Raw genomic sequence first — 21,453 nt, 5'->3', positions numbered from 1 at the left:
CGGGTGTGCGTGTCAGGCGGTCAGGGCGTCGGCGCGTCGACGTTCGCGGCGCAGCAGCGGCAGGCCCGCGGCGAACAGCAGCAGCACGCCCGGTGCCGGGATCGCGACCTGCGCGATCTCGGCAGCGATGAACGCGTGCGCCGCTGAGGTCGGGTGGAAGGTATCCCAGAACAGATAGGCGCCCGGATCCGCGCACACGCTGCCTCCTCCAGTCCAGTTGATGTCGTCGCCGGTGTAGCACGGCGCGTTGACGTTGCTCAGGCCGTACTTGGCCGGGTTGGCCACGGCATCGTTGAGCAGGCCGAAGATGTCGGCCTCGCGCAGGTCGGCGCTGCCGCTGCGCGCGGCCAGCACGCCGTCGAGCAGGCCGTTGAACAGCGTCGAGGCGAAGTTGCCGAGCGACACCCCGAGCGCACCGAAAGCGGCGATGCGCGGGGTGAGGCCGAGGTCGGGCAGGTTCGGCACCACGATGGTGCCGGCGCCCGCGCCGATCAGGTCGTCCAGCAGGTCGCCGATGCGGCCGATGCTGCCGGTGACGCCGGCGGAGACGATGGCGAAGGCGTTGGCCGGGTTGGCCGCCGCCGCGAACAGCGCATCCTGCAGGTCGTTGGCGCCGCCCCACAGCACGTAGAGCGCGCCGGGGTCGGCCGCGCCGCCGTGGCTGCCGAGGTAGGCGCCGACCTGCGCCTGGATGCTCGCGGTCGTCGCCAGCGCCGGATTGGAGTGGCCGTTGGTGCGCGCGCCGCCCCAGGCGTAGTCGCTGCCGCCGAGCAGCGAGGGCCCGAGCGGCGGCAGGCCGAGTGCCGTTGCGGCGCCGTTGACCCACGGGGCGCCGTTGGTGAAGGCGCCGGAGTAGGGCGCGCCGGGGACGGCGCCGCCGGTGATGGTGGCGATGTTGCCGAGATCGGAGAGGCTGTCGCCGAAAACGACCATCGAGGTGTAGGGCCCGGCGTGGGCGAGGCTCGCGACGAGCAGGGCGGCGCCGGCGCAGACGCTGCGGAACAGACGGGACATGTGCATGGGGGGCCTCGCGGCACTGGGAGCGAGTTATGCGCAGGGTCCGCCGGTGGAGCGGCTCCTGCCGTTCTTGTTGGGGTGCGAGCCGCAAGGTTAGTGGGCGCGGTACGGGTCGGCAATCGTCGACCGGCACGGGCCGCACCTGCCGCTGCCGCTGCGGCGAATCGCTGCTAGGGTTTCAGCAGTCCCTGTGCCCGGAGTCCCGTCATGGATACCTCCCCGCTCACCGCCGCCTTCGCCGCGGCGCAGACGCTCGCCGGCCTGGTCAAGCGCCTCGCCGACGACCAGGCCGACGTGCTGGCCAACGACCACCTGATCGCGATCCAGTCGGCGGTGATCGACCTGCAGGGCAAGCTGCTGGCCGCCCAGGCCGTGGAGAACGACCTGCTGGCCGAGATCGCGAGCCTGAAGGCGAAGCTGCGCTTCAACGACTACGAACCGGTGCGGACCCCGGACGGCGCCTTCATCCTGCGCCTGAAGCCCGCGGTGGCGGAGGCGGCCGGCCTGCCGCCGCACGCCATCTGCCACGTCTGCGCCGAGCGCGGGGTGCTCGCCTACCTGCACCGCGAGGACAGCAGCAGCGCCGACACCCACTACCACTGGTACCGCTGCCTGACCTGCGGGCGCTCCTTCGCCGACTCGACCACGCCCGAGCTCGGCCCGGTCTGAGCCCGCCGCCCGGCGCGCGCCGGGCCGCATGGCTCCCATGCCGGTGCGGTGCTGGTAGCGCCCGGCGGGGCGCCACATAGTGATCCCCCGCCGCGCTGCGCGCTTCCAAGCAGGGGAGGTTCCGGCCGTGACCGCTCATCGCACCACCGCCGCGTCCGCGTGGACGCTTTCGCTCGCCGCCGCCGCGATCCTGATGATCACGATGGGCGCACGCCAGTCGCTCGGCCTGTTCGTGCTGCCGCTCGGCGTCACCACCGGGCTCGGCATCGAGAAGATCAGCTTCGCGCTCGCGGTGGGGCAGTTCGTCTGGGGTGCCTCGCAGCCGCTGTTCGGCGCGCTCGCCGATCACTACGGCTCGGGCCGGGCGCTGGTCGCGGGCGGGCTGCTGCTCGCCGCGGGGCTCGCGCTGACGCCGCTGGTGAACGGCGAGGCGACGCTGATCCTGAGCCTCGGCCTGCTCGCCGCGGCCGGCGCCGGTGCCGGCAGCTTCTCGATCCTGATCGGGGCGACCGCGAGCCGCCTGCCGCCGCAGCGGCGCGCCTTCGCCTCGGGCTTCATCAACGCCGGCGGCTCCTTCGGACAGTTCGTGTTCGCGCCGCTCACCCAGGGGCTGATCGCCGCCTTCGGCTGGGTGCACTCGATGCTGACGCTGGCGCTGCTGTCGCTCCTCACGCTGCCGCTCGCCTGGCCGCTGCGCCGCACCGCGCCGCACGCGCCGACCGTCGTCACCGGCGGCGCGGCGGGGGACGGTACGGCACCGGCGAGCCTCGGCATGCGCGACCAGCTGCGCCAGGCCTTCGCCGACCGCAGCTACTGGTGCCTGCACGCGGGCTTCTTCACCTGCGGCTTCCACATCGCCTTCCTGGTCACGCACCTGCCGGGCGAGGTCAACCTGTGCGGGCTGTCGGCCGGGGTGTCGGCGACCGCGCTGGCGATCATCGGGCTCGCCAACGTCGCCGGCAGCCTCGGTGCCGGCGCGCTGGCGCAGCGCTACCGCATGAAGTGGCTGCTGGTGTGGATGTACGCCTCGCGCGCGCTGATCGTCGCGCTCTACCTGCTCGCCCCCAAGACCGCGCTGACCTTCTACGTGTTCGCCGCCGCGCTCGGCGTGACCTGGCTCGCCACCGTGCCGCCCACCGCCGGGCTGGTCGGCAAGCTGTTCGGTACCCGCTACCTCGCCACGCTGTTCGGCATGACGCTGCTGTCGCACCAGGTCGGCGGCTTCTTCGGCGCCTGGCTCGGCGGCATCGCGCTGGCGCGCTTCGGCAACTTCGACTGGATGTGGTACGCCGACATCGCGCTCGCCGCCGCCGCCGCGCTCGTCAACCTGCCGATCCGCGAGGCGCCGGTGCTGCGCCCGGCGCTCGCCACGGCGTGAGCGCCGTCACGGCGGCAGCAGCGGGCCGCGCTCGCGCACCGTCTTCAGGATGATCGCCGTGGAGGTCTGCGCCAGCGCGCAGAAGGCGGTGAGCACGCGGTCGAGGTGGGCGACGTCGGTGACGGCGATTTCGAGGATCCAGCTGTCCTCGCCGGTGACGTTCCAGGCGCCGGTGACCTCGGCGGTGGCGGCGATGGTGTCGGTCATGCGCGCGAACTCGGCGCGCCCCACGCGCACCAGCGCGCGGATCGCGTAGCCGAGCGCCGCCGGGTCGACGCAGGCGTGGTAGCCGGTGATGACGCCGGCGGCTTCGAGCTTGCGCACCCGCTCGGCCACCGCCGGCGGGCTCAGGTGCACGCGCCGGCCGAGTTCGGTCATGGACATCCGGGCGTCGGCCTGCAGTTCGGCCAGGATGCGGCCGTCATAGCCATCGAGTTCGATTTTCATCGTGCCGGGCCCGGATTACCGTCGAATCGAAAGCGATGATGCCATGAAAGCGTGAGCGTGCGGTTCAGCCGCCGGACCCCGCGGCCTAGCATGTGGCGGCCACCAGGAGCCTGCCGATGTCCACACCCGCCCTCGTCCTGACCACCCGCAGCCCGCTCACGCCGCTCGTCGTCGCCTGCCTGGCGGCGACCTGGCTGGTGTGGGGCTCCACCTACCTGGCGATCAAGTTCGCGCTGCTGAGCCTGCCGCCGTTCTTCCAGATGGGCACGCGCTTCCTGGTCGCCGGGCTCGTGCTGTTCGCCTGGATGCGCTGGCGCGGCGCGCCGCTGCCCGATGCCCGCCAGTGGCGCAACGCCGGCGTGGTCGGCACGCTGATGCTCGGCGGCGGCATGGGGGGCACGGCGTTCGCCGAGCAGACGGTCGGCTCCGGGCTGGTGGTCGCCTTCATCGCCGTGGTGCCGCTGCTGATCGTCGCGGTCAACCTGCTGTGGCGCGTCTACCCGGCGCGCAGCGAGCTCGCCGGCATCGGCGTCGGCCTGCTCGGCGTGCTGCTGCTGACGCAGGGGGCGGGCTTCCAGGCCTCGCCGCAGGGGCTGGCGGCGATCGCCGTGGCCACCGTCGCGTGGTCGTTCGGCAGCGTGCTGAGCCAGCGCGCGCTGCCGCTCGCGCCCGGCGCGATGGGCTTCGCCAGCGAGATGATCGGCGGCGGCCTGGTGCTGCTGCTGCTCGCGTTCGCGGTCGGCGAGCGCCCGCAGTGGCCGCCGCAGCCGCTCGCCGTCGGCGCCTGGCTGTACCTGGTGGTGTTCGGCTCGCTGATCGCCTTCAACGCCTACATGACGCTGCTCGCGCGTGCGCCGGCGGGGCTCGCGGCGAGCTACACCTTCGTCAACCCGGTGATCGCGATGCTGCTCGGCGTGGCGCTCGGCGGCGAGACGATCTCCGCGTTCGAATGGCTCGCCGCGGCAGTGGTGCTCGCCGGCGTGGTCCTGCTGCTCGCGCAGCGGCGCGGCTGAGGCCGGGCGTCGGCGCGGGTGTGCGGGTAAGGACTGGAAGGAGATGGCGCGCCCGAAGGGATTCGAACCCCTGACCTCTGCCTCCGGAGGGCAGCGCTCTATCCAGCTGAGCTACGGGCGCGTTGGGGGGTGTTGCGGAGGGCGCAGGATACTCTCGCCCGGCGGCGGCGTCCATGCCGTGCCGGGGTTCGCGTCAGTGCAGCGCGCCCATGCGTGCCAGCACGTGCTGCGCCATGCCGTGCGCCAGTTCGCGTTCGCCGATGAAGACCTTGCCGATCCGTTCGTGCTCGAGCAGCTCGGCCTCGGTCTCGTTGTGGGAGCGCACCACGGTCTCGATGTCCGGGTTCAGCGTGCGCGCGATCTCGACCATCTTGCGCACGTTGAGGGTGTCGGGCGTGGCGATGACCAGGATGCCGGCGTTGACGATGTGCGCCTGGATCAGCACCGCCGGATCGGCGGCGTCACCGGAGACGGCCGGCACGCCCTGCGCGCGCAGCTGCTCGACGATCTCGCGGTTCTGCTCGGCGACGACGTAGGGGATGCCGCGCTCGCCGAGCGCCTGGGCGATGCGCCGGCCGACGCGGCCGTAGCCGACCAGCACGACCTGCCCGGTCAGCACCGCCTGGTCGACCGACATCGGCAGCTCGGCCAGCGGGTCGCTGCGTGCCTCCAGCCGCCGCACCAGGCGCGAGCGCGCGGTGAGCCAGGCCTGCACCGGCTCGATCGCCGAGAACATCAGCGGGTTGAGGGCGATCGAGATCAGCGCCCCGGCGAGGATCAAGCTCTGCCCGGCCGCCGGCAGCAGCCCGAAGCTGACGCCGAGGCCGGCGAGGATGAACGAGAACTCGCCGATCTGCGCGAGGCTCGCGCCGACCGTCAGCGCCGTCTTCAGCGGGTAGCGGTAGATCAGCACCAGCAGCACGGCGGCGAGCGTCTTGCCGGCCATGATCACGGCGGCGACCGCGAGCACCTTCAGCGGCTGCTCGAGCAGCACGCGCGGGTCGAACAGCATGCCGACCGAGACGAAGAACAGCACCGCGAAGGCGTCGCGCAGCGGCAGCGACTCGTCGGCGGCGCGGTGGCTGAACTCCGACTCGCGCATCATCATTCCGGCGAAGAACGCGCCGAGCGCGAAGGACACGTCGAACAGCTTGGCCGAGCCGTAGGCCACGCCCACCGCGGCGGCGATCACGCACAGCGTGAACAGCTCGCGCGAGCCGGTGCGCGCCACCAGCCACAGCAGGCGCGGGAACACGCGCCGGCCGGCGATCAGCATCAGGGCGAGGAAGGCGATGACCTTGGCCAGCGTGTAGCCGAGCGTCAGCCACAGCTCGCCGTCGTTGTGCTGGACCGGCGCGGCGCCGGTCTCGCCGCCGAGCAGGCCCGCCACCGCCGGCAGCAGCACCAGCACCAGCACCATCACCAGGTCTTCGACGATCAGCCAGCCCACGGCGATGCGCCCGTTGAGCGATTCCAGCACGCCGCGCGCCTCGAGCGCGCGCAGCAGCACCACCGTGCTGGCGACCGACAGCGCCAAGCCGAAGATCAGCGCGGCGCCGAACTCCCAGCCCCAGAACAGCGCCAGTGCCATGCCGAGCACGGTCGCCACGCCGATCTGCACGATCGCACCCGGCACGGCGATGCGGCGCACGGCGAGCAGGTCCTCGAGCGAGAAGTGCAGGCCGACGCCGAACATCAGCAGCATCACGCCGATCTCGGCGAGCTGTCCGGCCAGGTGGACGTCGGCGACGAAGCCGGGGGTGCCGGGGCCGATGATGATGCCGGCCAGCAGGTAGCCGACCAGCGGCGGCATGCGCAGGCGCGAGGTGAGGTACCCCAGGATCATCGCCAGGCCCAGGCCGGTGGCGATGGTGGAAATCAGGCTGACGTCGTGCGGCATGCGATCCTCGTGGCTGCAAATGCACAGGCTTCCCGCCCCCGGCGTGGTGCGTGCCCCGGCCTGGGGCGTGGTGCGGCATGCAGAGGGGACCCGCGAGCGCGCCGGGTGGTTCCGGGCGCGTCCCTGCGGTCGCCGCGGGAAGGTCTTCAACTGTTTGATAATGAAAAGCTTTGAAGATTAGCAAAAAGTGCGGGCAGGCGTCGTGTAGCGGGTGCCGGCGTGCGCGGCGCTTGACGGCGGTGCGCGTAGCGCCTCTGATGCGCCCGCGGCCGTTCGCCGGCGCAAGCCGTGACATCACCGTTGCCTGCCCACGGGCAGGTGTCGTCAGCGTCATCGGGCAACGGAACTTCCGCCGTTGCCGGGCTGCTCCCGCGGTCGCGCTCCGTGCCACCGGATACAGGATGCGATGCCAGAAGAATCCGAAGTGATGTTCACGACCGGGTCGCCTGCCGACGCGACCGAGCTGCCCGTCTGGCAGAGCCCCTGGGTGTTCCTGCGTGCCTGGCTCGACAGCCCGCGCGCGGTCGGTGCGGTCTGGCCGGCTTCGCAGCGCCTCGCCCGGGCGATGGCGCGGCTCGCGCCGCTCGACGGCGACGGCGTCGTCGTCGAGCTCGGCGGCGGCCTCGGCGCGGTGACGGAGGCGCTGCTCGAACGCGGCCTGGCGCCGCAGCGCCTGTACGTCGTCGAGCGCGACGCGCGCCTCGCCGCGCACCTGCGCCGGCGCTTCCGCCAGGTCAACGTGCTGCACTGCGACGCCTGCGAGCTGCCGGCGCGGCTCGGCACGCAGCGGCGCGTCGACACCATCGTGTCGAGCCTGCCGCTGCGCTCGCTGCCCGAAGCCAGCGTGGAGGCGATCATCGCCGCCTGTCGCGCCGTGCTTGCGCCGCAGGGCCACGTGGTGCAGTACACCTATGCCCTGTTCGGCGACTCCCCCCTCGTCGCGCTCGGCGCCCGGCCGGCGCAGCGCACCGTGGTCCTCGGCAACCTGCCGCCGGCCCGCGTCGATCTCTGGCACAACGTCGTCCACGCCGGCGCCTGAAGCGTCGCCGGCGCGCGCTCAGGCGCCGGCGCGCACGTAGAGCCGGCAGCCCGCGGGCGCGAACGGCACGTGGACGCTGCCGGGCGGCAGGCGCAACCAGCAGCCGGCGCCGTAGCGGCCGAGTTCGTCGTGCAGCGTGCCGGCGAGCACGAAGATCTCGCCGCCGCCGGGCCAGCGGCGGGGGTTGCCGCCGGCGCCGGCGGCCCAGGCTTCGAGCGCGATGCGCGGCTCGCCGGCCGCGGCGTAGAGCAGCTGTTCCGCCACCCCCGCGGCCGGCGTCGCCGGCCCGTCGGCGCGCTGCACGCGGCGTTCGCGCCCGGCGTACTGGCGCAGCCGCACGAACAGCTCGCAGCCGTCCACCGAACGCGGCGCGTGGCGACTGCCGTCAGGGTTCAGCAGGTGCGTGCCGGCGGGGTACTCGCCGTGATCGTCGGCGAACACGCCGCTCAGGACCAGGATCTCCTCGCCCTCGGGGTGGGCGTGCGCGGCGAAGGCACCGCCCGCGGCGTAGCGCACCAGGCTGGTCACCGGGCCGAACTCGCCGCCGCTGCGGTACAGCGGCTTGCGCCAGACCGTGCCGCTCGGGCTCGGCTCCCAAGGCTGCACGATGGTGTCGACCACCACGCGCAGGCGGCGGTCGGGATTGACGTCGGGCAGGTCGGCGGGCATCGGCGGCGCTCCGGGCGGTGGGGCAGGGCCTTGAAACCCGCACGATGCGCGTCCAGATCGGGCGCTGCAAACCCCCGTTCCGGTGCCACCGCCATGCTGCTGACCTGCCCGCACTGCCAGACCCGCAACCGCCTCGACCCCGCCCGCCTCGGCGCCCGCCCGCACTGCGGTGGCTGCAAGCGCCCGCTGCTCGAAGGCGCGCCGCTCGCGCTCGACGCCGCCGCCGGCGGCGAGCTGATCGCGCACGCGCCGCTGCCGCTGGTGGTGGATTTCTGGGCGCCGTGGTGCGGCCCGTGCCGCAGCTTCGCGCCGACCTTCGCGGCGGCGGCGCAGGCGCATGCCGGCCGCTTGGTGTTCGCCAAGGTCGACACCGAGGCCGAGACCGCGCTCGCCGCCACCCACGCGATCCGCAGCATCCCGACGCTCGCGCTGTTCCGCGGCGGCGCCGAGCGCGCGCGGGTGAGCGGGGCGCTGCCGGCGCGCGAGTTCGAGCGCTGGCTGCTCGCCAACGCCGGCTGAGCGGCGCGCGTCAGTCCTTCTTCAGCAGCCCCTGCAGCGCGGCGAAGGGGTTGTGCGTCGCCGCCGCGGCCTTGCCGCCACCGCCGCTGCCGTCGCCGTGTGCGGCGTACTCGCCGTACTTCTGGTGCTCGTTGTCGTGGCAGTACAGGCACAGCAGCTCCCAGTTGCTGCCGTCGGGGGGGTTGTTGTCGTGGTTGTGGTCGCGGTGGTGCACGGTCAGCTCGTGCAGGTTCACGCGGGTGAACTCGCGCCCGCAGCGGCCGCACACCCAGGGGTAGAGCTTCAGCGCGCGCTCGCGGTAGTCCTGCTCGCGCGCCTCGCGGTTGCGCCGCGCCTCGGCGACGACGCGGTCGAGCTTGCTGGCGGCGGGGGGTTTCGGTTCGGGCATGGCGACGGGCTCCACGGGGGCTGCGATCGGTCCGAGTGTAGTGCGCCGCGGGGGCTCAGTGCGCCGCGCTGGCCAGCGTCAGCACCAGCGGCGTGCTCAGCGCGGCGACCGCGGTCGACAGCACCAGGCTTGCCGCCACCGGACCGCCGAGCACGCCGAACTGGCGCGACATCAGGTAGACGTTGGCGCCCACCGGCAGCGAGGCGAGCATCACCACCACCTGGGTTTCGAGCGCCGGCAGTGCCAGCGCGCGGGCGAGCGCGAACACCACCAGCGGCTGCACCACGAGCTTGATCGTGCAGATCACCAGGCTCTCGCGCCAGCCCTCGCGCACGCCGTACTCGGCGAGCCCCATGCCGAGGGCGATCAGCGACAGCGGCACCGCGGCCTGCGCGACCAGCGTCAGCGTCTGCGCCAGCACGCCGGGCAGCGCCAGGCCGGTGAAGCCGAAGGCGGTGCCGCCGAGGATGCCGACGATGAGCGGGTTGGTGAGCACGCCGCGCAGCGTGCGCCGCAGCCCGGTCCACGACGCCCGGCCGTGGCGCGCCCACTCCACCGACACGGTGACCAGCGTCCACAGGGTCAGCGCGTTGAACACCAGTACCAGCGACACCGACGGGATCGCCGCCGCGCCCAGCGTGATCTGCGCCAGCGGCACGCCGAGCAGCACGTTGTTCGAGAAGATGCCGCCGAGCGCGAACACCGACTGCGCGGTGGCGTCGAGGTGGAACACGTGGTGCGCCACCAGCCGCCCGAGCACGAACACCAGCAGGCAGCTGCCGAAGAAGGCGAGCAGCAGCCGCGCGTCGGTCGGCGGCAGGCGCGAGAAGTCGCTCATCATGCGGAACAGCAGCGCCGGCACCGCCACCGAGAAGACGAAGCGCGTCAGCGCGTCGGACACCGCCTTCGGCCAGCGCGCCCAGGCGCTGAGGCCGTAGCCGAGCAGCACCAGCAGGAACAGCGGCGCCGTCAGCAGCACGATGTTCTGGAACACGGCCATGCGCGGGGACCTCGGGCGGGGGGCGGGGCGCAGCGTAGCCCAAGTGCCGGCGGCGGGGCGCGGCGGCCTCAGTCCGCGGCCGGGGGCGGGGCGTGGCGGAAGGCGTCGATGATCGGGCAGGGCTCGCTCGCGCGGCCGTGGCTGCAGTGCTCGATCAGCGCGTCCAGCGCGCGGCGCATCGCCAGCAGGTCGGCCACCCGCGCGTCGATGTCGTCGCGCCTGGCGGCGGCCAGCGCGCGCGCCTCGGCGCGGTCGCGGACCGCGTCGAGCGCCAGCAGCTGGGCGATCTCGTCGAGGGTGAAGCCGAGGCGCTGCGCGCGGCGCACGAACAGCAGCCGCTCGCGGTCCGCCGCCGTGTAGCGGCGGATCGTGCCGTAGCGCCGGTCGGGGCGCGCGAGCAGCCCGCGGCGCTGGTAGTAGCGCACCGTCTCGACGCTCACCCCGGCCGCCGCCGCGAGGGCGCCTATGCTCATCGTCGGTTCGCGGTTCATGCTTGATCCCGTACCCAGGTACGGTCCTAAACGTATCGGCGCCCTGCATCGAGCACAACAAGGAGCGCCGCGATGAACCTTCACACCTTCGATTCCACCGCCGGTTCCAGCGCACCCGGCGCGCCCGCGTGCTGCGGTCATGCGCATGGCCATGCGCCGCCGACCGCCCCCGCCGGCCATCACCACCCCGCGCACGCCCCCGCAGCGGCGCCGCCCGCGGCGCAACCCGAAGGCACGACCTACGTCTGCCCGATGCACCCGCAGGTGCGCCAGGACGGGCCCGGCGACTGCCCGCTCTGCGGCATGGCGCTGGAGCCCGAGCTGCCGCGCGACGACGGCGACGACCCGGAGCTGGTCGATTTCTCGCGCCGGTTCTGGTGGACGCTGCCGGCGACGCTGCTGGTGATGACGCTCGCGATGGCCGGCCACGCCGTGCCCGGGCTCGACCACGCGGTGCGCCCCTGGGTCGAACTGCTGCTGAGCGCGCCGGTGGTGCTGTGGGCCGGCCGGCCGTTCTTCGCCCGCGGCCTGCAATCGCTCGTCAACCGCAGCCCCAACATGTGGACCCTGATCGCCACCGGCGTCGGCGCCGCCTTCGCCTACAGCACGGTCGCGACGCTGGCGCCGCAGGCGTTCCCGGCGTCGTTCCGCGTCGACGGCCACGTCGGCGTGTACTTCGAGGCCGCCGCGGCGATCGTCTCGCTGACGCTGCTCGGGCAGATGCTGGAGCTGCGCGCGCGGGCGAAGACCTCGGCGGCGATCCGCGCGCTGCTCGGCCTGGCGCCGCAGACCGCCCGGCGCCTCGACGCCGACGGCGGCGAGACCGACGTGCCGATCGCGCAGGTGCAGGTCGGCGACCGCCTGCGCGTGCGTCCGGGCGAGCAGGTGCCGGTCGACGGCGTGGTGCTGGAGGGGCATTCGCACGTCGACGAGTCGATGCTCACCGGCGAGCCGCTGCCGGTCGACAAGCAGCCGGGCGACACGCTGATCGGCGCCACGCTGAACGGCAGCGGCGCGCTGGTGCTGTGCGCCGAGCAGGTGGGCGAGCAGACGGCGCTGTCGCGGATCGTGCAACTGGTGGCGCAGGCGCAGCGCTCGCGTGCGCCGCTGCAGCGCCTCGCCGACCGCGTGGCGCGCGGCTTCGTGCTGGCGGTGGTGGCCGTCGCCGTGCTGAGCTTCGTCGCCTGGGGCGTGTTCGGCCCCGAACCGCGCTGGGCCCACGCGATCCTCAACGCGGTCGCGGTGCTGATCATCGCCTGCCCGTGTGCGCTCGGCCTCGCCACGCCGCTGTCGGTGATGGTGGCGACGGGCCGTGCGGCCCTGCAGGGCGTGCTGTTCCGCGACGCCGCGGCGATCGAGACGCTGCAGCGGGTCGACACCCTGGTGGTCGACAAGACCGGCACGCTGACGCTCGGCAGGCCCGCGTTCCGGCAGCTGGTGGCGACCACCGGCCACGCCGCGGACGAGGTGCTGCGCCTCGCCGCGAGCCTGGAGCGGGCGAGCGAGCATCCGCTGGCCGCGGCCATCGTCGCCGAGGCCGGCCGGCGCGGGCTGGCGCTCGCGCCGGCGCAGGACTTCGCCGCCACCAGCGGCAGCGGGGTGCGCGGGACGGTCGACGGCCATGCGGTCGCGCTCGGCAACGCGGCGCTGCTGCAGGCGCTGGGGCTCGACCCCGCGCCGCTGCGGGCCGCCGCCGAGGGCCTCGGGCGCGCCGGCGCGAGCGTGGTGTTCGTCGCGCTCGACGGGCGCCTCGCCGGCCTGATCGCGGTCGCCGATCCGCTCAAGGCCTCGACGGCCGAGGCGGTGCAGGCGCTGCGCGCCGCCGGCATCCGCATCGTCATGGCGAGCGGCGACGCGGCCACCACCGCGCACGCGGTGGCCGCGCCGCTCGGCATCGACGAGGTGCACGCCGGGCTGCGCCCGCAGGACAAGCTCGCGCTGGTCGAGCGCCTGCAGGCCGCGGGGCACGTGGTGGCGATGGCCGGCGACGGCATCAACGACGCCCCGGCGCTGGCCCGGGCCGACGTCGGCATCGCCATGGGCAGCGGCACCGACGTGGCGATGCACAGCGCGCAGGTGACGCTGGTGCAGGGCGACCTGCGCGGCATCGCCCGCGCGCGCCGGCTGGCGGGCGCGACGGTCACGAACATGCGCCAGAACCTGCTGTTCGCGCTGCTCTACAACGGCCTCGGCGTGCCGGTCGCGGCCGGCGTGCTCTACCCGGCCTTCGGGCTCGCGCTGTCGCCGCTGCTCGCGGCGCTGGCGATGAGCGCGAGCTCGGTGTCGGTGGTCGCCAACGCGCTGCGCCTGCGCCGCGCCTGAGCACGCCCCGTCAGCGGCCGGCCGCCGCCGCGAGGCGGGTGGCGATGGCGTCGCGCTGCGGCGGCGGGCCGCGGTGCCAGCCGTCGAGCGCCGCGCGCATCGCCCGCAGGTGCGCCGGCGTGGTGCCGCAGCAGCCGCCGACGAGGCGGGCGCCGGCGTCGAGCGCGAGGCGCGCGTATTCGGCCATCAGCGCCGGCGAGGCGTCGTAGACGAAATCGTCGCCGACCCTGCGCGGCAGCCCGGCATTGCCCTTGGCGACCAGCGGCGTGCCGGGCCCGGCGGCCGCGGCGAGCTCGACGACGCTGGCGACGGTCGCGGCCGGGCCCGCGCCGCAGTTGCTGCCGAGCGCGCAGGGCACGACGGGGGCGCTGCGCGCGCGCGCGACCAGCCCGGCCGGGTCGAGCCCGGCCGGGGTGCGTGCGTCGGCGTCGAAGGTCAGCGTCACCACCAGCGGCAGCCCGGCGACCGCGGCCCCGGCCAGTGCCGCGTCGAGTTCCGCGGGCGCCGACAGGGTTTCGAGCCACAGCGCGTCGACGCCGCCGTCGGCGAGCGCGCGCGCCTGCTCGGCGAAGGCGGCGACCGCGGCGTCGAAGGCGAGCGGGCCGTGCGGCGCCAGCACCTCGCCGGTCGGCCCGATCGACCCGGCCACCACCACGCCCCGTTCCGCACCCGCCGCCGCGCCGCGTGCGAGCCGTGCCGCCGCGGCGTTGAGTGCGGCCACCTGCCGCGCGGCGCCGTGGCGGCCGAGCCGGAAGCGGTTGGCACCGAAACTGTTGGTGAGGATCACGTCGGCGCCGGCGGCGACGAAGGCGGCGTGCAGCGCGGCGATGCGCGCCGGCTGCGTGAGGTTCCACGGCTCGGGGGCGTCGCCGACGCGCAGCCCGGCGCGGTACAGGTTGGTGCCGGTGGCGCCGTCGGCGAGCAGCGGCCGGCCGTGCGCGAGCCGTTCGAGCAGGCGGTTCATCGGGTGCACCGCGCGCGCCGGCAGGTCGTCATGCGGCGGTGCGGCGGCGCCCGCCGGGGCGGACGGGCGGCGGAAATCCGCCGGCGGCGGAGCGCGGAGGCGTGCATCGGGCTATGCTCGTGCCAGGTCAGCGATGGCAAGGAACGGGGTGGTGCCACGAACCCGCCCCTCCACAAGATGACAGGGTGGAATGACATGGACATGAAGGTGCAGGGTACCGCAACGGGGGAAGCGGGGCGGCTGGCGACGATCCTGATCGTCGACGACACCCCGGAAAATCTCGACATCCTCGGCGAATTGCTGCAGCCGTACTACCGCGTGCGGGTTGCCACCGCGGGCCGGCGGGCGCTGCAGATCGCGGCCTCCGAGCCGCGGCCCGACCTGGTGCTGCTCGACGTGATGATGCCGGAGCTGGACGGCTACGACGTGCTCGCGCTGCTGCGCGAGAACCCGCGCACGCGCGACATCCCGGTCATCTTCATCACCGCGCTCGATGCCGCCGAGGACGAGGAGCACGGCCTCGACCTCGGCGCGGTCGACTACATCACCAAGCCGCTGCGCCCGCCGGTGGTGCTGGCGCGGGTGCGCACCCAGCTCGACCTGAAGCGCGCGCGCGACTGGCTGCGCGACCAGAACGCCTTCCTCGAAGCCGAGGTCACGCGGCGCATGGCCGAGAACCAGCTGATCCAGGACGTCAGCATCCACGCGCTGGCGCGGCTGGCGGAAATCCGCGACTCCGAAACCGGCAATCACCTGCTGCGCACCCGCGAGTACGTGCGCACGCTCGCCCTCGCGCTGCGCGACCACCCCGGCTTCGCCGCCTTCCTCACCCCCCGCACCATCGAGGTGCTGGCGAAGTCGGCACCGCTGCACGACATCGGCAAGGTGGGCATCCCCGACCACGTGCTGCGCAAGCCCGGCGCGCTCGGCGCCGAGGACTGGGCGATCATGAAGACCCACACCGTGCTCGGCGCCGCGGCGATCGAGCAGGCCGAGCGCGATGCCGTCCAGCCGGTCGAGTTCCTCGCGCTGGGCAAGGAGATCGCGCGCTGGCACCACGAGCGCTGGGACGGCAGCGGCTACCCCGACGGCCTGGCCGGCGAGGCGATCCCGATCTCGGCGCGCCTGATGGCGCTGGCCGACGTGTTCGACGCGCTGATCTCCAGGCGCGTGTACAAGGCGGCGCTGTCGTTCGAGCAGGCGCGCGCCATGATCGTCGAGATGCGCGGGCGGCATTTCGACCCCGACGTGGTCGACGCCTTCGTGGCCGCCTTCGACACCTTCGTGGCGATCGCCGCGCACTACCGCGACACCGACGAGGCCGGGCCGCCGCGGGCCTGAGGCGGACGCCAGCCGGACGGGACGGGCGATGAGCGAACCGCCGCGGCAAGTGTCGTCCGCTGCCGCACGCCGCATCGTGCTGCTCTACGCCGCCTTCAGCGCGGCGTGGATCCTGCTGTCCGACCACCTGCTCGCCCTCATCATCAGCGACCCCGCGCACCGGGTGATCGCCAGCACCGTCAAGGGCTGGGTGTTCGTCGCGATCACCTCGGTGCTGCTGTACGTGCTGCTGCGGCGCTGGGCGCGGCACCTCGCGGATGACGAAGGCGGCGTGGCCGATGCCGCCGCCGAGCCTGCCGAGGCGACGGCGGGCGGGCGCTGGGCGCGCGTCGCCGCCAGCGGCTGGCCGACGACGGCACCGGCCTTCCTGCTGCTCGCGATCGGCATCGTCACCCTCGGGGTCAGCGTGGTCGGCTACGTCGCGCGCCAGGAACACGACACCGCGGTCGCCCAGCTGCAGGCGGTCACCGACCTCAAGGTCGGCCAGATCTCGGAGTGGCTGCGTGACCGCTACGAAGACCTCGACATCCTCCGCGACGACGACGCCATCGGCGAGCTGCTGCGCCGCGGCAGCGACGCGCTCGGGGCGCCCGAGCGCGCGCGCCTGCAGCGGCTCCTGGAGCGCGTGCGCGCGAGTCACGGCTACCGGAGCGCGGTGCTGTTCGACGCCGACGGGGGGGTGGTCGAGGCCACCGACGGGATGCTCGGGACGCCGCCGCAGCCGCTGCGCGACGCCGTAGCGCGCGCGCTCACCGCCGACCGCCCCGTGAGTTCCGGCATCTATCGCGTCGGCGAGGCCAGCGCCGATCCGCTCAGCCTCGACCTGGTGGCGCCGCTCCACGCGGACGCGGACGGCGCCCGCTTCGCGCTGGCGCTGCGCTCCGACCCGGCACGCGCGCTGTTTCCGTACGTGCAGTCGTGGCCGCTGCCCAGCACGAGCGCCGAGGCGGTACTGTTCCGGCGCGACGGCGAACACGTGCTGTACCTCACCGGGCTGCGCTTCCGCCCGGATGCCGCGCTGAGCTTCAGGCTGCCGCTGGGCACCCCGGAGCTGCTGGCGGCGCAGGCCCTGCGCGACCCGGAGCGCATCGGCGGCGCGCTGGAGGGCGTGGACTACCGTGGCGTGGCGGTGACCGGCGTGGTGCGGGCGATCCCGGGAACCGACTGGTTCCTGCTCGCCAAGGTGGACCGCAGCGAGCTGCTCGGCCCGGCGCGACGCGAAGCGACGTGGGTCGCGCTGGCGGTGGTGCTGGCGCTGTTCGCCGCCGCCGTCGCGACCTACCTGGTGCACCAGGCGCGGCAGCTGCGCTCCGCCCGCCACGAGCGCGAGCGCCAGGCCGAGCGGCTGCGGGTGCTGCGGCAGCTCGCCGACGAGCGCAGCCGGCTGCGCACGCTGGTGCACACCGTCCCCGACCTGGTCTGGCTGAAGGATCCGCAGGGCGTCTACCTCGCCTGCAACCCGGCCTTCGAGCGCTTGTTCGGTGCGACGGAGGCCGAGATCGTCGGCCGCACCGACTATGACTTCGTCGACCGGGAGCTCGCCGACTTCTTCCGCGGCAAGGACCTCGAAGCGCTGGCCGCCTCCGGGCCGCGCAGCAACGAGGAGTGGGTCACGCAGGCGAGCGACGGCCGCCGCATGCTGCTCGAAACCACCAAGACGCCGATGCGCGACGCCGCCGGCGGCCTGATCGGCGTGCTCGGCGTCGCCCGCGACATCACCGCGGTACGCGGCGCGCAACTGGCGCTGCGCGAGCGGGTGGCGCTGCAGGAGCGCCTGGAACTGACCGCCGCCAGCGTGCCCGGCGTGCTGTTCTCGCTGCGCCGGCGCGCCGACGGCAGGCGCAGCTTCCCCTACGCGAGCCCGGCGATCGAGGCGCTGTTCGGCCTGCGCCCCGAGGCGCTCACCGACGACGCCGGCGCCCTGTTCGCCCGCATCCATGCGGACGACCTCGACCACGTCGAGGCCGGGCTCGCCGCCTCGGCGCGCGCGCTGGCGCCCTGGCGCGACGAGTTCCGCGTCTGCCACCCGCTGCGCGGCGAACTGTGGGTCGAGGGGCACGCGATGCCGCGGCGCGAGTACGGCGGCGACACCCTCTGGCACGGCTTCGCCCACGACGTCGGCGAGCGCAAGCGCATGGAGCTGCGCCTCGGCGAGAGCGAGGCCAAGCTCCGGCTGTTCATCCAGCACGCACCGGCGGCGATCGCGATGTTCGACCGCGAGATGCGCTACCTCTGCGTCAGCCGCCGCTGGCTCAGCGACTACCACCTCGGCGACGAGGAACTGCTCGGCCGCAGCCACTACGCGATCTTTCCCGACATGGCGCAGCGCTGGCGCGAGGTGCACGCGCGCTGCCTGGCCGGCGCCACCGAGCGCTGCGAGGCGGAGGCCTTCGAGCGCGCCGACGGCTGCGTCGACTGGATCCGCTGGGAGGTCCTGCCCTGGTACGAGGCCGACGGCAGCATCGGCGGCCTCATCCTCCTGTCGGAGGACATCACCGAGCGGCGCCAGGCGCAGGAGGCGCTGTGGGCGAGCCAGCAGCGCTTTCGCGCCATCTTCAACCAGGCCGCGGTGGGCATCGCGGTGCTGTCGCCGCAGGGGCAGTGCCTGCAGGTCAACGAGCGGCTGTGCGCGATCCTCGGCTACGGCGCCGACGAACTCTGCCGCATGCGCTTCCAGGACATCACCCACCCCGATGACCTCGCCGAGGACGAACGCTCGCTCGGGCGCATCCTCGCCGGCGAGCTCGACACCTGCGTGCGCGAGCAGCGTTACCTGCACAAGGGCGGCAGCGCGGTGTGGGTCAACCTCACGGTGTCGCTGACCCGCTACGCCGACGGCCGGCCGAACTTCTTCATCGCGGTGGTCGAGGACATCTCGCAGCGCCGCCAGGCGGCCGAGGCGCTGCGCGAGAGCGAGGCGCGGCTGAAGATGGCACTGGTCGCCTCGCACATGGGGGTGTGGGAATGGGACATCCCCGCCGACCGGGTGTACTGGTCGCCGGAGTGCTACGAGATCTTCGGCGTCGATGCGGCGGGCTTCGACGCCGACCTCGCCGCCTTCCGGCGCCTGCTCCACCCCGACGACCTCGCCGGTTTCATGCGCGCGGTCGAAGACGCGCTGGCGCGTCGCGAGGTGTTCGCCGCGGATTTCCGCATCAGGCGTTCCGACGGCGCGATCCGCTGGGTCTCCGACCTCGCCCGCGCCACCTACGACGAGGCCGGCCGGCCGCTGCGGCTGGTCGGCACCGCGCGCGACGTCACCGACCGCAAGCTGATCGAGCAGGAGCTGGAGCAGCACCGCCATCACCTCGAGGAGCTGGTCGCCGAGCGCACCCGCCAGCTCGAGGCGGCCAACCTGGCGCTGTCGCAGCGCGCCGCCGAGGTCGCCGACCTCTACGACCACGCCCCCTGCGGCTACCACTCGCTCGACCCCGCGGGCGTGTTCCTGCAGATCAACGACACCGAGCTCAACTGGCTCGGCTACCGCCGCGAGGAGGTGGTCGGACGGCTGCGCCTGCAGGATCTGCTGACGCCGCACTCGCAGCAGGTGTTCGCCGAGGCCTTCCCGCGGCTGAAGGCGCATGGCTGGGTCCGCGATCTCGAATACGAACTGGTGCGCAAGGACGGCATGCTGCTGCCGGTCGTCCTCACCGCCACGGTGCTCCGGGACGCCGCGGGGCAGTTCGTCGCCACCCGCTCGACGCTGTTCGACAACAGCGAGCGGCAGAAGCGTGATCGCGAGGTCGCCGCGCTGAACGCCGCGCTGCAGCAACGCGCGACCGAATTGCAGAGCGCCAAGGAGGCGGCCGAAACGGCGAACCGGGCGAAGAGCGCGTTCCTGGCCAACATGAGCCACGAGATCCGCACGCCGATGAACGCCATCCTCGGCCTGAGCTACCTGCTGCGGCGCGACACCCAGGACCCGGCGCAGCAGGAGCGGCTGGCCAAGATCGACGGCGCGGCGCGCCACCTGCTCGGCATCATCAATGACATCCTCGACCTGTCGAAGATCGAGGCCGGCAAGCTGGTGCTCGAACAGTCGGACTTCGAGCTCGACGAGGTGCTGCGCAACGTCTGCGCGATGGTCGCCGACCGCGCCCGCCACAAGCGCCTCGCCATCGCCACCGAGGTCGAGGACCTGCCGCGGCGCCTGCGCGGCGACCCGACGCGGCTCGGCCAGCTGCTGCTCAACTACGTCAGCAACGCGGTGAAGTTCACCGAGCGCGGTTCGGTCGTCATCGGCGCGCGGCTGCTCGAAGAGCGCGACAGCGAGCTGCTGGTGCGCTTCGCGGTGCACGACACCGGTGCCGGCATCGCCCCGGAGCAACTGGGGCGCCTGTTCCACGCCTTCGAGCAGGCCGACAGCTCGACCACCCGCACCCACGGCGGCACCGGCCTGGGGCTTGCGATCAACCGCCACCTCGCGCGCCTGATGGGCGGCGAGACCGGCGCCGACAGCGCGCTCGGGGTCGGCAGCACCTTCTGGTTCACCGTGCGCCTGGGCAAGAGCGCGGCGGACGGCGAGCCGCGCCCCGGCGTCGGCCTGCAGGGGCGACGGGTGCTGGTGGCGGATGCCTTCGCCGACACCCGCGAGGCCATCGCCGAGATGCTCGGCGCGCTGGGCCTGCGCGTGCTCGTCGCCGATTCCGCCGCGGCGGCGCAGGCGGCGCTCGACTCGGCCGCGGCCGTCGGCGATGCCTTCGACGCGGCCCTGCTCGACGAGCACCTGCCGGAGAGCGGCGGCATCGAGGCCGCGCGGCTGCTGGCGCAGCGCCCGGCGGCGCCCGCCTGCGTGCTGGTGACGACCGACGACACCGCCGAGCGCAAGGCCGAGGCCGCCCGCGTCGGCTGCGGCGCGGTGCTGGTCAAGCCGGTCACGCCCTCGCCGCTGTATGAAGCGTTGTGCCGGGCCCTGCCCGAGCTCGGGCGGACGCCGGAGGCGGCGGCCGGTGCCAGCGCGGCCGAACGCACGCTGCAGCAGGCCTATGCCGGCACCCGGCTGCTGCTCGCCGAGGACAACGCCGTCAACCGCGAGGTGGCGCTGGAGCTGCTGACCGCCGCCGGCCTGCAGGTCGACGTGGCGCAGGACGGCGCCGAGGCGATCGCCATGGCGCAGCGCGAGCGCTACGACCTGATCCTGATGGACATGCAGATGCCGGAGGTGGACGGCCTGGTGGCGACGCGCGCGATCCGCGGCCTGCCGGGGTGCGCAACCCTCCCGATCCTGGCGCTGACCGCCAATGCCTTCGGCGAGGACCGCAAGGCCTGCCTCGCCGCCGGCATGAACGATCACATCGCCAAGCCGGTCGACCCCGAGCTCCTGTTCGCGGCGCTGCTGCGCTGGCTGCCGCCGCGCACCGCTGCCACAGCACCCGCGCCGGCCGCCGCCGTCGCCAGCGTCCCCGAACCGCCCGGCCTGCTGCAGGCGCTCGCCGCCGTCGACGGTGTCGACGTCGCGGCCGGGCTCGGGCGGGTGCGCGGCCGGGTGGAGAGCTACCTGCGCCTGCTGCGGCGCTACGCCGAACACGACGACGGCGAATTCGAGGCGCTGCGGGGCTGGCTCGCCGCCGGCGACCGCGCTGCGGCGCGGCGCTTCGCGCACACGCTGAAGGGGACGGCGGGCTCGCTCGGCTTCACCCGGCTGGCGGCGCGCGCGGGCGAGCTGGAAGCCGCGATCCTGGCCGCGCACGGCGTCGAGGCGCTCGCGCCGCTGATCGCCGAGCTGCAGGCCCGCCAGGCGGCGCTCGTCGACGTCATCCGCCGGCTGCCGGTGGCCGAGGCCGTGGTGGTCGCCGCCGCCGCGCCGGACGAGCTCGCGCCGCTCCTCGACCGCCTCGAAGCCCTGCTCGCCGCCGATGATCTCGAAGCCAGCCGCGTGCTGCGCGACGCCGCGCCGCAGCTGCGCGCGGCGCTCGGCGCGCCGATGGACGAGCTGGAGCGCCAGGTCAGGCACTTCGACTACGAACAGGCGCTCGCCACGCTGCGTGCCGCCCGCGGGCAGGCCGCGACCGACACGCCGGGCTAGCCCGGCGGCGGCTCGCGTGCCAGCGCTTCGAGCGCGGCGGCCACCGCCGCATCGGCCGTGCTCGCACGCAGGCGCGCGTCGATCGCGCGGGCGTAGCGCGGCGCGGCGCGGCCGCCGGCGACCAGCGCGAGTTCCTGCAGCAGGTCGCGGATCGCGATCCAGTCGGCGTCGCGCAGCGCGGCCTTCTCGTCGGCCGTGCCGAGCCGCGCCCAGGCGTCAGCGTCGCCGCCGTAGCGGCGGTAGATCGCGAGCTTGCGGGCGTCGATCACGG

The 21,453-nt window shown here is 74.0% G+C and carries 17 protein-coding genes and 1 tRNA gene; 8 read left to right on the top strand and 10 right to left on the bottom strand.

The features are described 5' to 3' along the window. Nucleotides 1–12 precede the first annotated feature (12 nt). Nucleotides 13–1,020, bottom strand: a complete 1,008-nt coding sequence (locus tag EV699_RS08515) for an SGNH/GDSL hydrolase family protein (protein WP_132541506.1) — start codon at nt 1,018–1,020, stop codon at nt 13–15. Between the two features lie 204 nt (nt 1,021–1,224). Here EV699_RS08515 and EV699_RS08510 point away from each other — a divergent pair, with 204 nt between their 5' ends. Further along, nucleotides 1,225–1,686 (top strand): hypothetical protein, encoded by a 462-nt coding sequence (locus EV699_RS08510; RefSeq protein ID WP_132541503.1) that lies wholly within the window; start codon nt 1,225–1,227, stop codon nt 1,684–1,686. Between the two features lie 193 nt (nt 1,687–1,879). Then, entirely contained in the window at nt 1,880–3,064 is a 1,185-nt protein-coding gene (locus tag EV699_RS08505) for an MFS transporter (protein ID WP_132541676.1), read from the top strand. A 6-nt stretch (nt 3,065–3,070) separates the two neighbouring features. Here EV699_RS08505 and EV699_RS08500 read toward each other — a convergent pair whose 3' ends face one another. Continuing rightward, nucleotides 3,071–3,511: an Lrp/AsnC family transcriptional regulator gene (locus EV699_RS08500; protein ID WP_132541500.1), complete on the bottom strand. Its 441-nt coding sequence runs from the start codon at nt 3,509–3,511 to the stop codon at nt 3,071–3,073. A 116-nt stretch (nt 3,512–3,627) separates the two neighbouring features. On the opposite strand from EV699_RS08500, the gene yedA reads away from it, so the two are divergent. Then, nucleotides 3,628–4,524, top strand: a complete 897-nt coding sequence (gene yedA / locus EV699_RS08495; protein ID WP_207923000.1) for a drug/metabolite exporter YedA — start codon at nt 3,628–3,630, stop codon at nt 4,522–4,524. Between the two features lie 44 nt (nt 4,525–4,568). Here the strand turns inward: yedA and EV699_RS08490 are convergent. Together EV699_RS08490 and EV699_RS08485 are read right to left on the bottom strand one after the other, a co-directional pair. Beyond that, nucleotides 4,569–4,645: transfer RNA gene (locus EV699_RS08490), tRNA-Arg, on the bottom strand. Nucleotides 4,646–4,717: 72 nt separating this feature from the next. Beyond that, entirely contained in the window at nt 4,718–6,424 is a 1,707-nt protein-coding gene (locus tag EV699_RS08485; RefSeq protein WP_132541497.1) for a cation:proton antiporter domain-containing protein, read from the bottom strand. A gap of 406 nt (nt 6,425–6,830) precedes the next feature. On the opposite strand from EV699_RS08485, the gene EV699_RS08480 reads away from it, so the two are divergent. Beyond that, nucleotides 6,831–7,463 (top strand): class I SAM-dependent methyltransferase, encoded by a 633-nt coding sequence (locus EV699_RS08480; protein ID WP_341540217.1) that lies wholly within the window; start codon nt 6,831–6,833, stop codon nt 7,461–7,463. Between the two features lie 18 nt (nt 7,464–7,481). Here the strand turns inward: EV699_RS08480 and EV699_RS08475 are convergent, their stop codons facing one another. Further along, nucleotides 7,482–8,132 carry a cupin domain-containing protein gene (locus EV699_RS08475; protein WP_132541494.1) on the bottom strand — a complete coding sequence of 217 codons (651 nt, stop codon included), beginning with the start codon at nt 8,130–8,132 and terminating at the stop codon, nt 7,482–7,484. A gap of 93 nt (nt 8,133–8,225) precedes the next feature. On the opposite strand from EV699_RS08475, the gene trxC reads away from it, so the two are divergent. Next, on the top strand, nt 8,226–8,651 hold the full coding sequence (trxC, locus tag EV699_RS08470) for a thioredoxin TrxC (protein WP_132541491.1): 426 nt from the start codon (nt 8,226–8,228) through the stop codon (nt 8,649–8,651). 10 nt (nt 8,652–8,661) lie between these two features. Here trxC and EV699_RS08465 read toward each other — a convergent pair whose 3' ends face one another. From EV699_RS08465 to EV699_RS08455, 3 genes are all read right to left on the bottom strand, one after another. Further along, complete coding sequence (locus tag EV699_RS08465) at nt 8,662–9,039, bottom strand: YajD family HNH nuclease (RefSeq protein WP_132541488.1); 378 nt, start codon at nt 9,037–9,039, stop codon at nt 8,662–8,664. 55 nt (nt 9,040–9,094) lie between these two features. Further along, entirely contained in the window at nt 9,095–10,039 is a 945-nt protein-coding gene (locus EV699_RS08460; protein ID WP_132541485.1) for an AEC family transporter, read from the bottom strand. A 68-nt stretch (nt 10,040–10,107) separates the two neighbouring features. After that, the gene (locus EV699_RS08455) at nt 10,108–10,512 is read right to left on the bottom strand and encodes a MerR family transcriptional regulator (protein ID WP_132541482.1); all 405 of its coding nucleotides are present in this window, start codon (nt 10,510–10,512) and stop codon (nt 10,108–10,110) included. A gap of 90 nt (nt 10,513–10,602) precedes the next feature. On the opposite strand from EV699_RS08455, the gene EV699_RS08450 reads away from it, so the two are divergent. Then, nucleotides 10,603–12,852 carry a copper-transporting P-type ATPase gene (locus EV699_RS08450; protein ID WP_132541479.1) on the top strand — a complete coding sequence of 750 codons (2,250 nt, stop codon included), beginning with the start codon at nt 10,603–10,605 and terminating at the stop codon, nt 12,850–12,852. Nucleotides 12,853–12,862: 10 nt separating this feature from the next. Here the strand turns inward: EV699_RS08450 and bmt are convergent, their stop codons facing one another. Next, nucleotides 12,863–13,816: a betaine--homocysteine S-methyltransferase gene (gene bmt / locus EV699_RS08445; protein WP_132541476.1), complete on the bottom strand. Its 954-nt coding sequence runs from the start codon at nt 13,814–13,816 to the stop codon at nt 12,863–12,865. Between the two features lie 195 nt (nt 13,817–14,011). Between bmt and EV699_RS08440 the strand changes: the two genes are divergently transcribed. Both EV699_RS08440 and EV699_RS08435 read left to right on the top strand, forming a co-directional pair. Beyond that, entirely contained in the window at nt 14,012–15,157 is a 1,146-nt protein-coding gene (locus EV699_RS08440) for a response regulator (RefSeq protein ID WP_243662601.1), read from the top strand. A gap of 28 nt (nt 15,158–15,185) precedes the next feature. Beyond that, complete coding sequence (locus tag EV699_RS08435) at nt 15,186–21,182, top strand: PAS domain S-box protein (protein WP_132541473.1); 5,997 nt, start codon at nt 15,186–15,188, stop codon at nt 21,180–21,182. Here EV699_RS08435 and EV699_RS08430 read toward each other — a convergent pair. Next, on the bottom strand, nt 21,179–21,451 hold the full coding sequence (locus tag EV699_RS08430; protein WP_132541470.1) for a hypothetical protein: 273 nt from the start codon (nt 21,449–21,451) through the stop codon (nt 21,179–21,181). The genes EV699_RS08435 and EV699_RS08430 overlap by 4 nt on opposite strands. Nucleotides 21,452–21,453: the final 2 nt, after the last annotated feature.

This window comes from Plasticicumulans lactativorans, assembly GCF_004341245.1.
Lineage (GTDB): Bacteria > Pseudomonadota > Gammaproteobacteria > Competibacterales > Competibacteraceae > Plasticicumulans_A > Plasticicumulans_A lactativorans.
The sequence above is the reverse complement of the archived record's forward strand: the minus strand, read 5'-3'. Positions and strand labels throughout refer to the sequence as shown.

Bases quoted from the DNA above. Each gene is read 5' to 3' on its own strand.
- EV699_RS08515 (WP_132541506.1), bottom strand. From the start codon at position 1,020: ATGCACATGTCCCGTCTGTTCCGCAGCGTCTGCGCCGGCGCCGCCCTG.
- trxC (WP_132541491.1), top strand. From the start codon at position 8,226: ATGCTGCTGACCTGCCCGCACTGCCAGACCCGCAACCGCCTCGACCCC.
- EV699_RS08435 (WP_132541473.1), top strand. From the start codon at position 15,186: ATGAGCGAACCGCCGCGGCAAGTGTCGTCCGCTGCCGCACGCCGCATC.
- bmt (WP_132541476.1), bottom strand. From the start codon at position 13,816: ATGAACCGCCTGCTCGAACGGCTCGCGCACGGCCGGCCGCTGCTCGCC.
- EV699_RS08460 (WP_132541485.1), bottom strand. From the start codon at position 10,039: ATGGCCGTGTTCCAGAACATCGTGCTGCTGACGGCGCCGCTGTTCCTG.
- EV699_RS08440 (WP_243662601.1), top strand. From the start codon at position 14,012: ATGGACATGAAGGTGCAGGGTACCGCAACGGGGGAAGCGGGGCGGCTG.
- EV699_RS08510 (WP_132541503.1), top strand. From the start codon at position 1,225: ATGGATACCTCCCCGCTCACCGCCGCCTTCGCCGCGGCGCAGACGCTC.
- yedA (WP_207923000.1), top strand. From the start codon at position 3,628: ATGTCCACACCCGCCCTCGTCCTGACCACCCGCAGCCCGCTCACGCCG.
- EV699_RS08500 (WP_132541500.1), bottom strand. From the start codon at position 3,511: ATGAAAATCGAACTCGATGGCTATGACGGCCGCATCCTGGCCGAACTG.
- EV699_RS08480 (WP_341540217.1), top strand. From the start codon at position 6,831: ATGCCAGAAGAATCCGAAGTGATGTTCACGACCGGGTCGCCTGCCGAC.
- EV699_RS08450 (WP_132541479.1), top strand. From the start codon at position 10,603: ATGAACCTTCACACCTTCGATTCCACCGCCGGTTCCAGCGCACCCGGC.
- EV699_RS08455 (WP_132541482.1), bottom strand. From the start codon at position 10,512: ATGAGCATAGGCGCCCTCGCGGCGGCGGCCGGGGTGAGCGTCGAGACG.
- EV699_RS08475 (WP_132541494.1), bottom strand. From the start codon at position 8,132: ATGCCCGCCGACCTGCCCGACGTCAATCCCGACCGCCGCCTGCGCGTG.
- EV699_RS08485 (WP_132541497.1), bottom strand. From the start codon at position 6,424: ATGCCGCACGACGTCAGCCTGATTTCCACCATCGCCACCGGCCTGGGC.
- EV699_RS08505 (WP_132541676.1), top strand. From the start codon at position 1,880: ATGATCACGATGGGCGCACGCCAGTCGCTCGGCCTGTTCGTGCTGCCG.
- EV699_RS08465 (WP_132541488.1), bottom strand. From the start codon at position 9,039: ATGCCCGAACCGAAACCCCCCGCCGCCAGCAAGCTCGACCGCGTCGTC.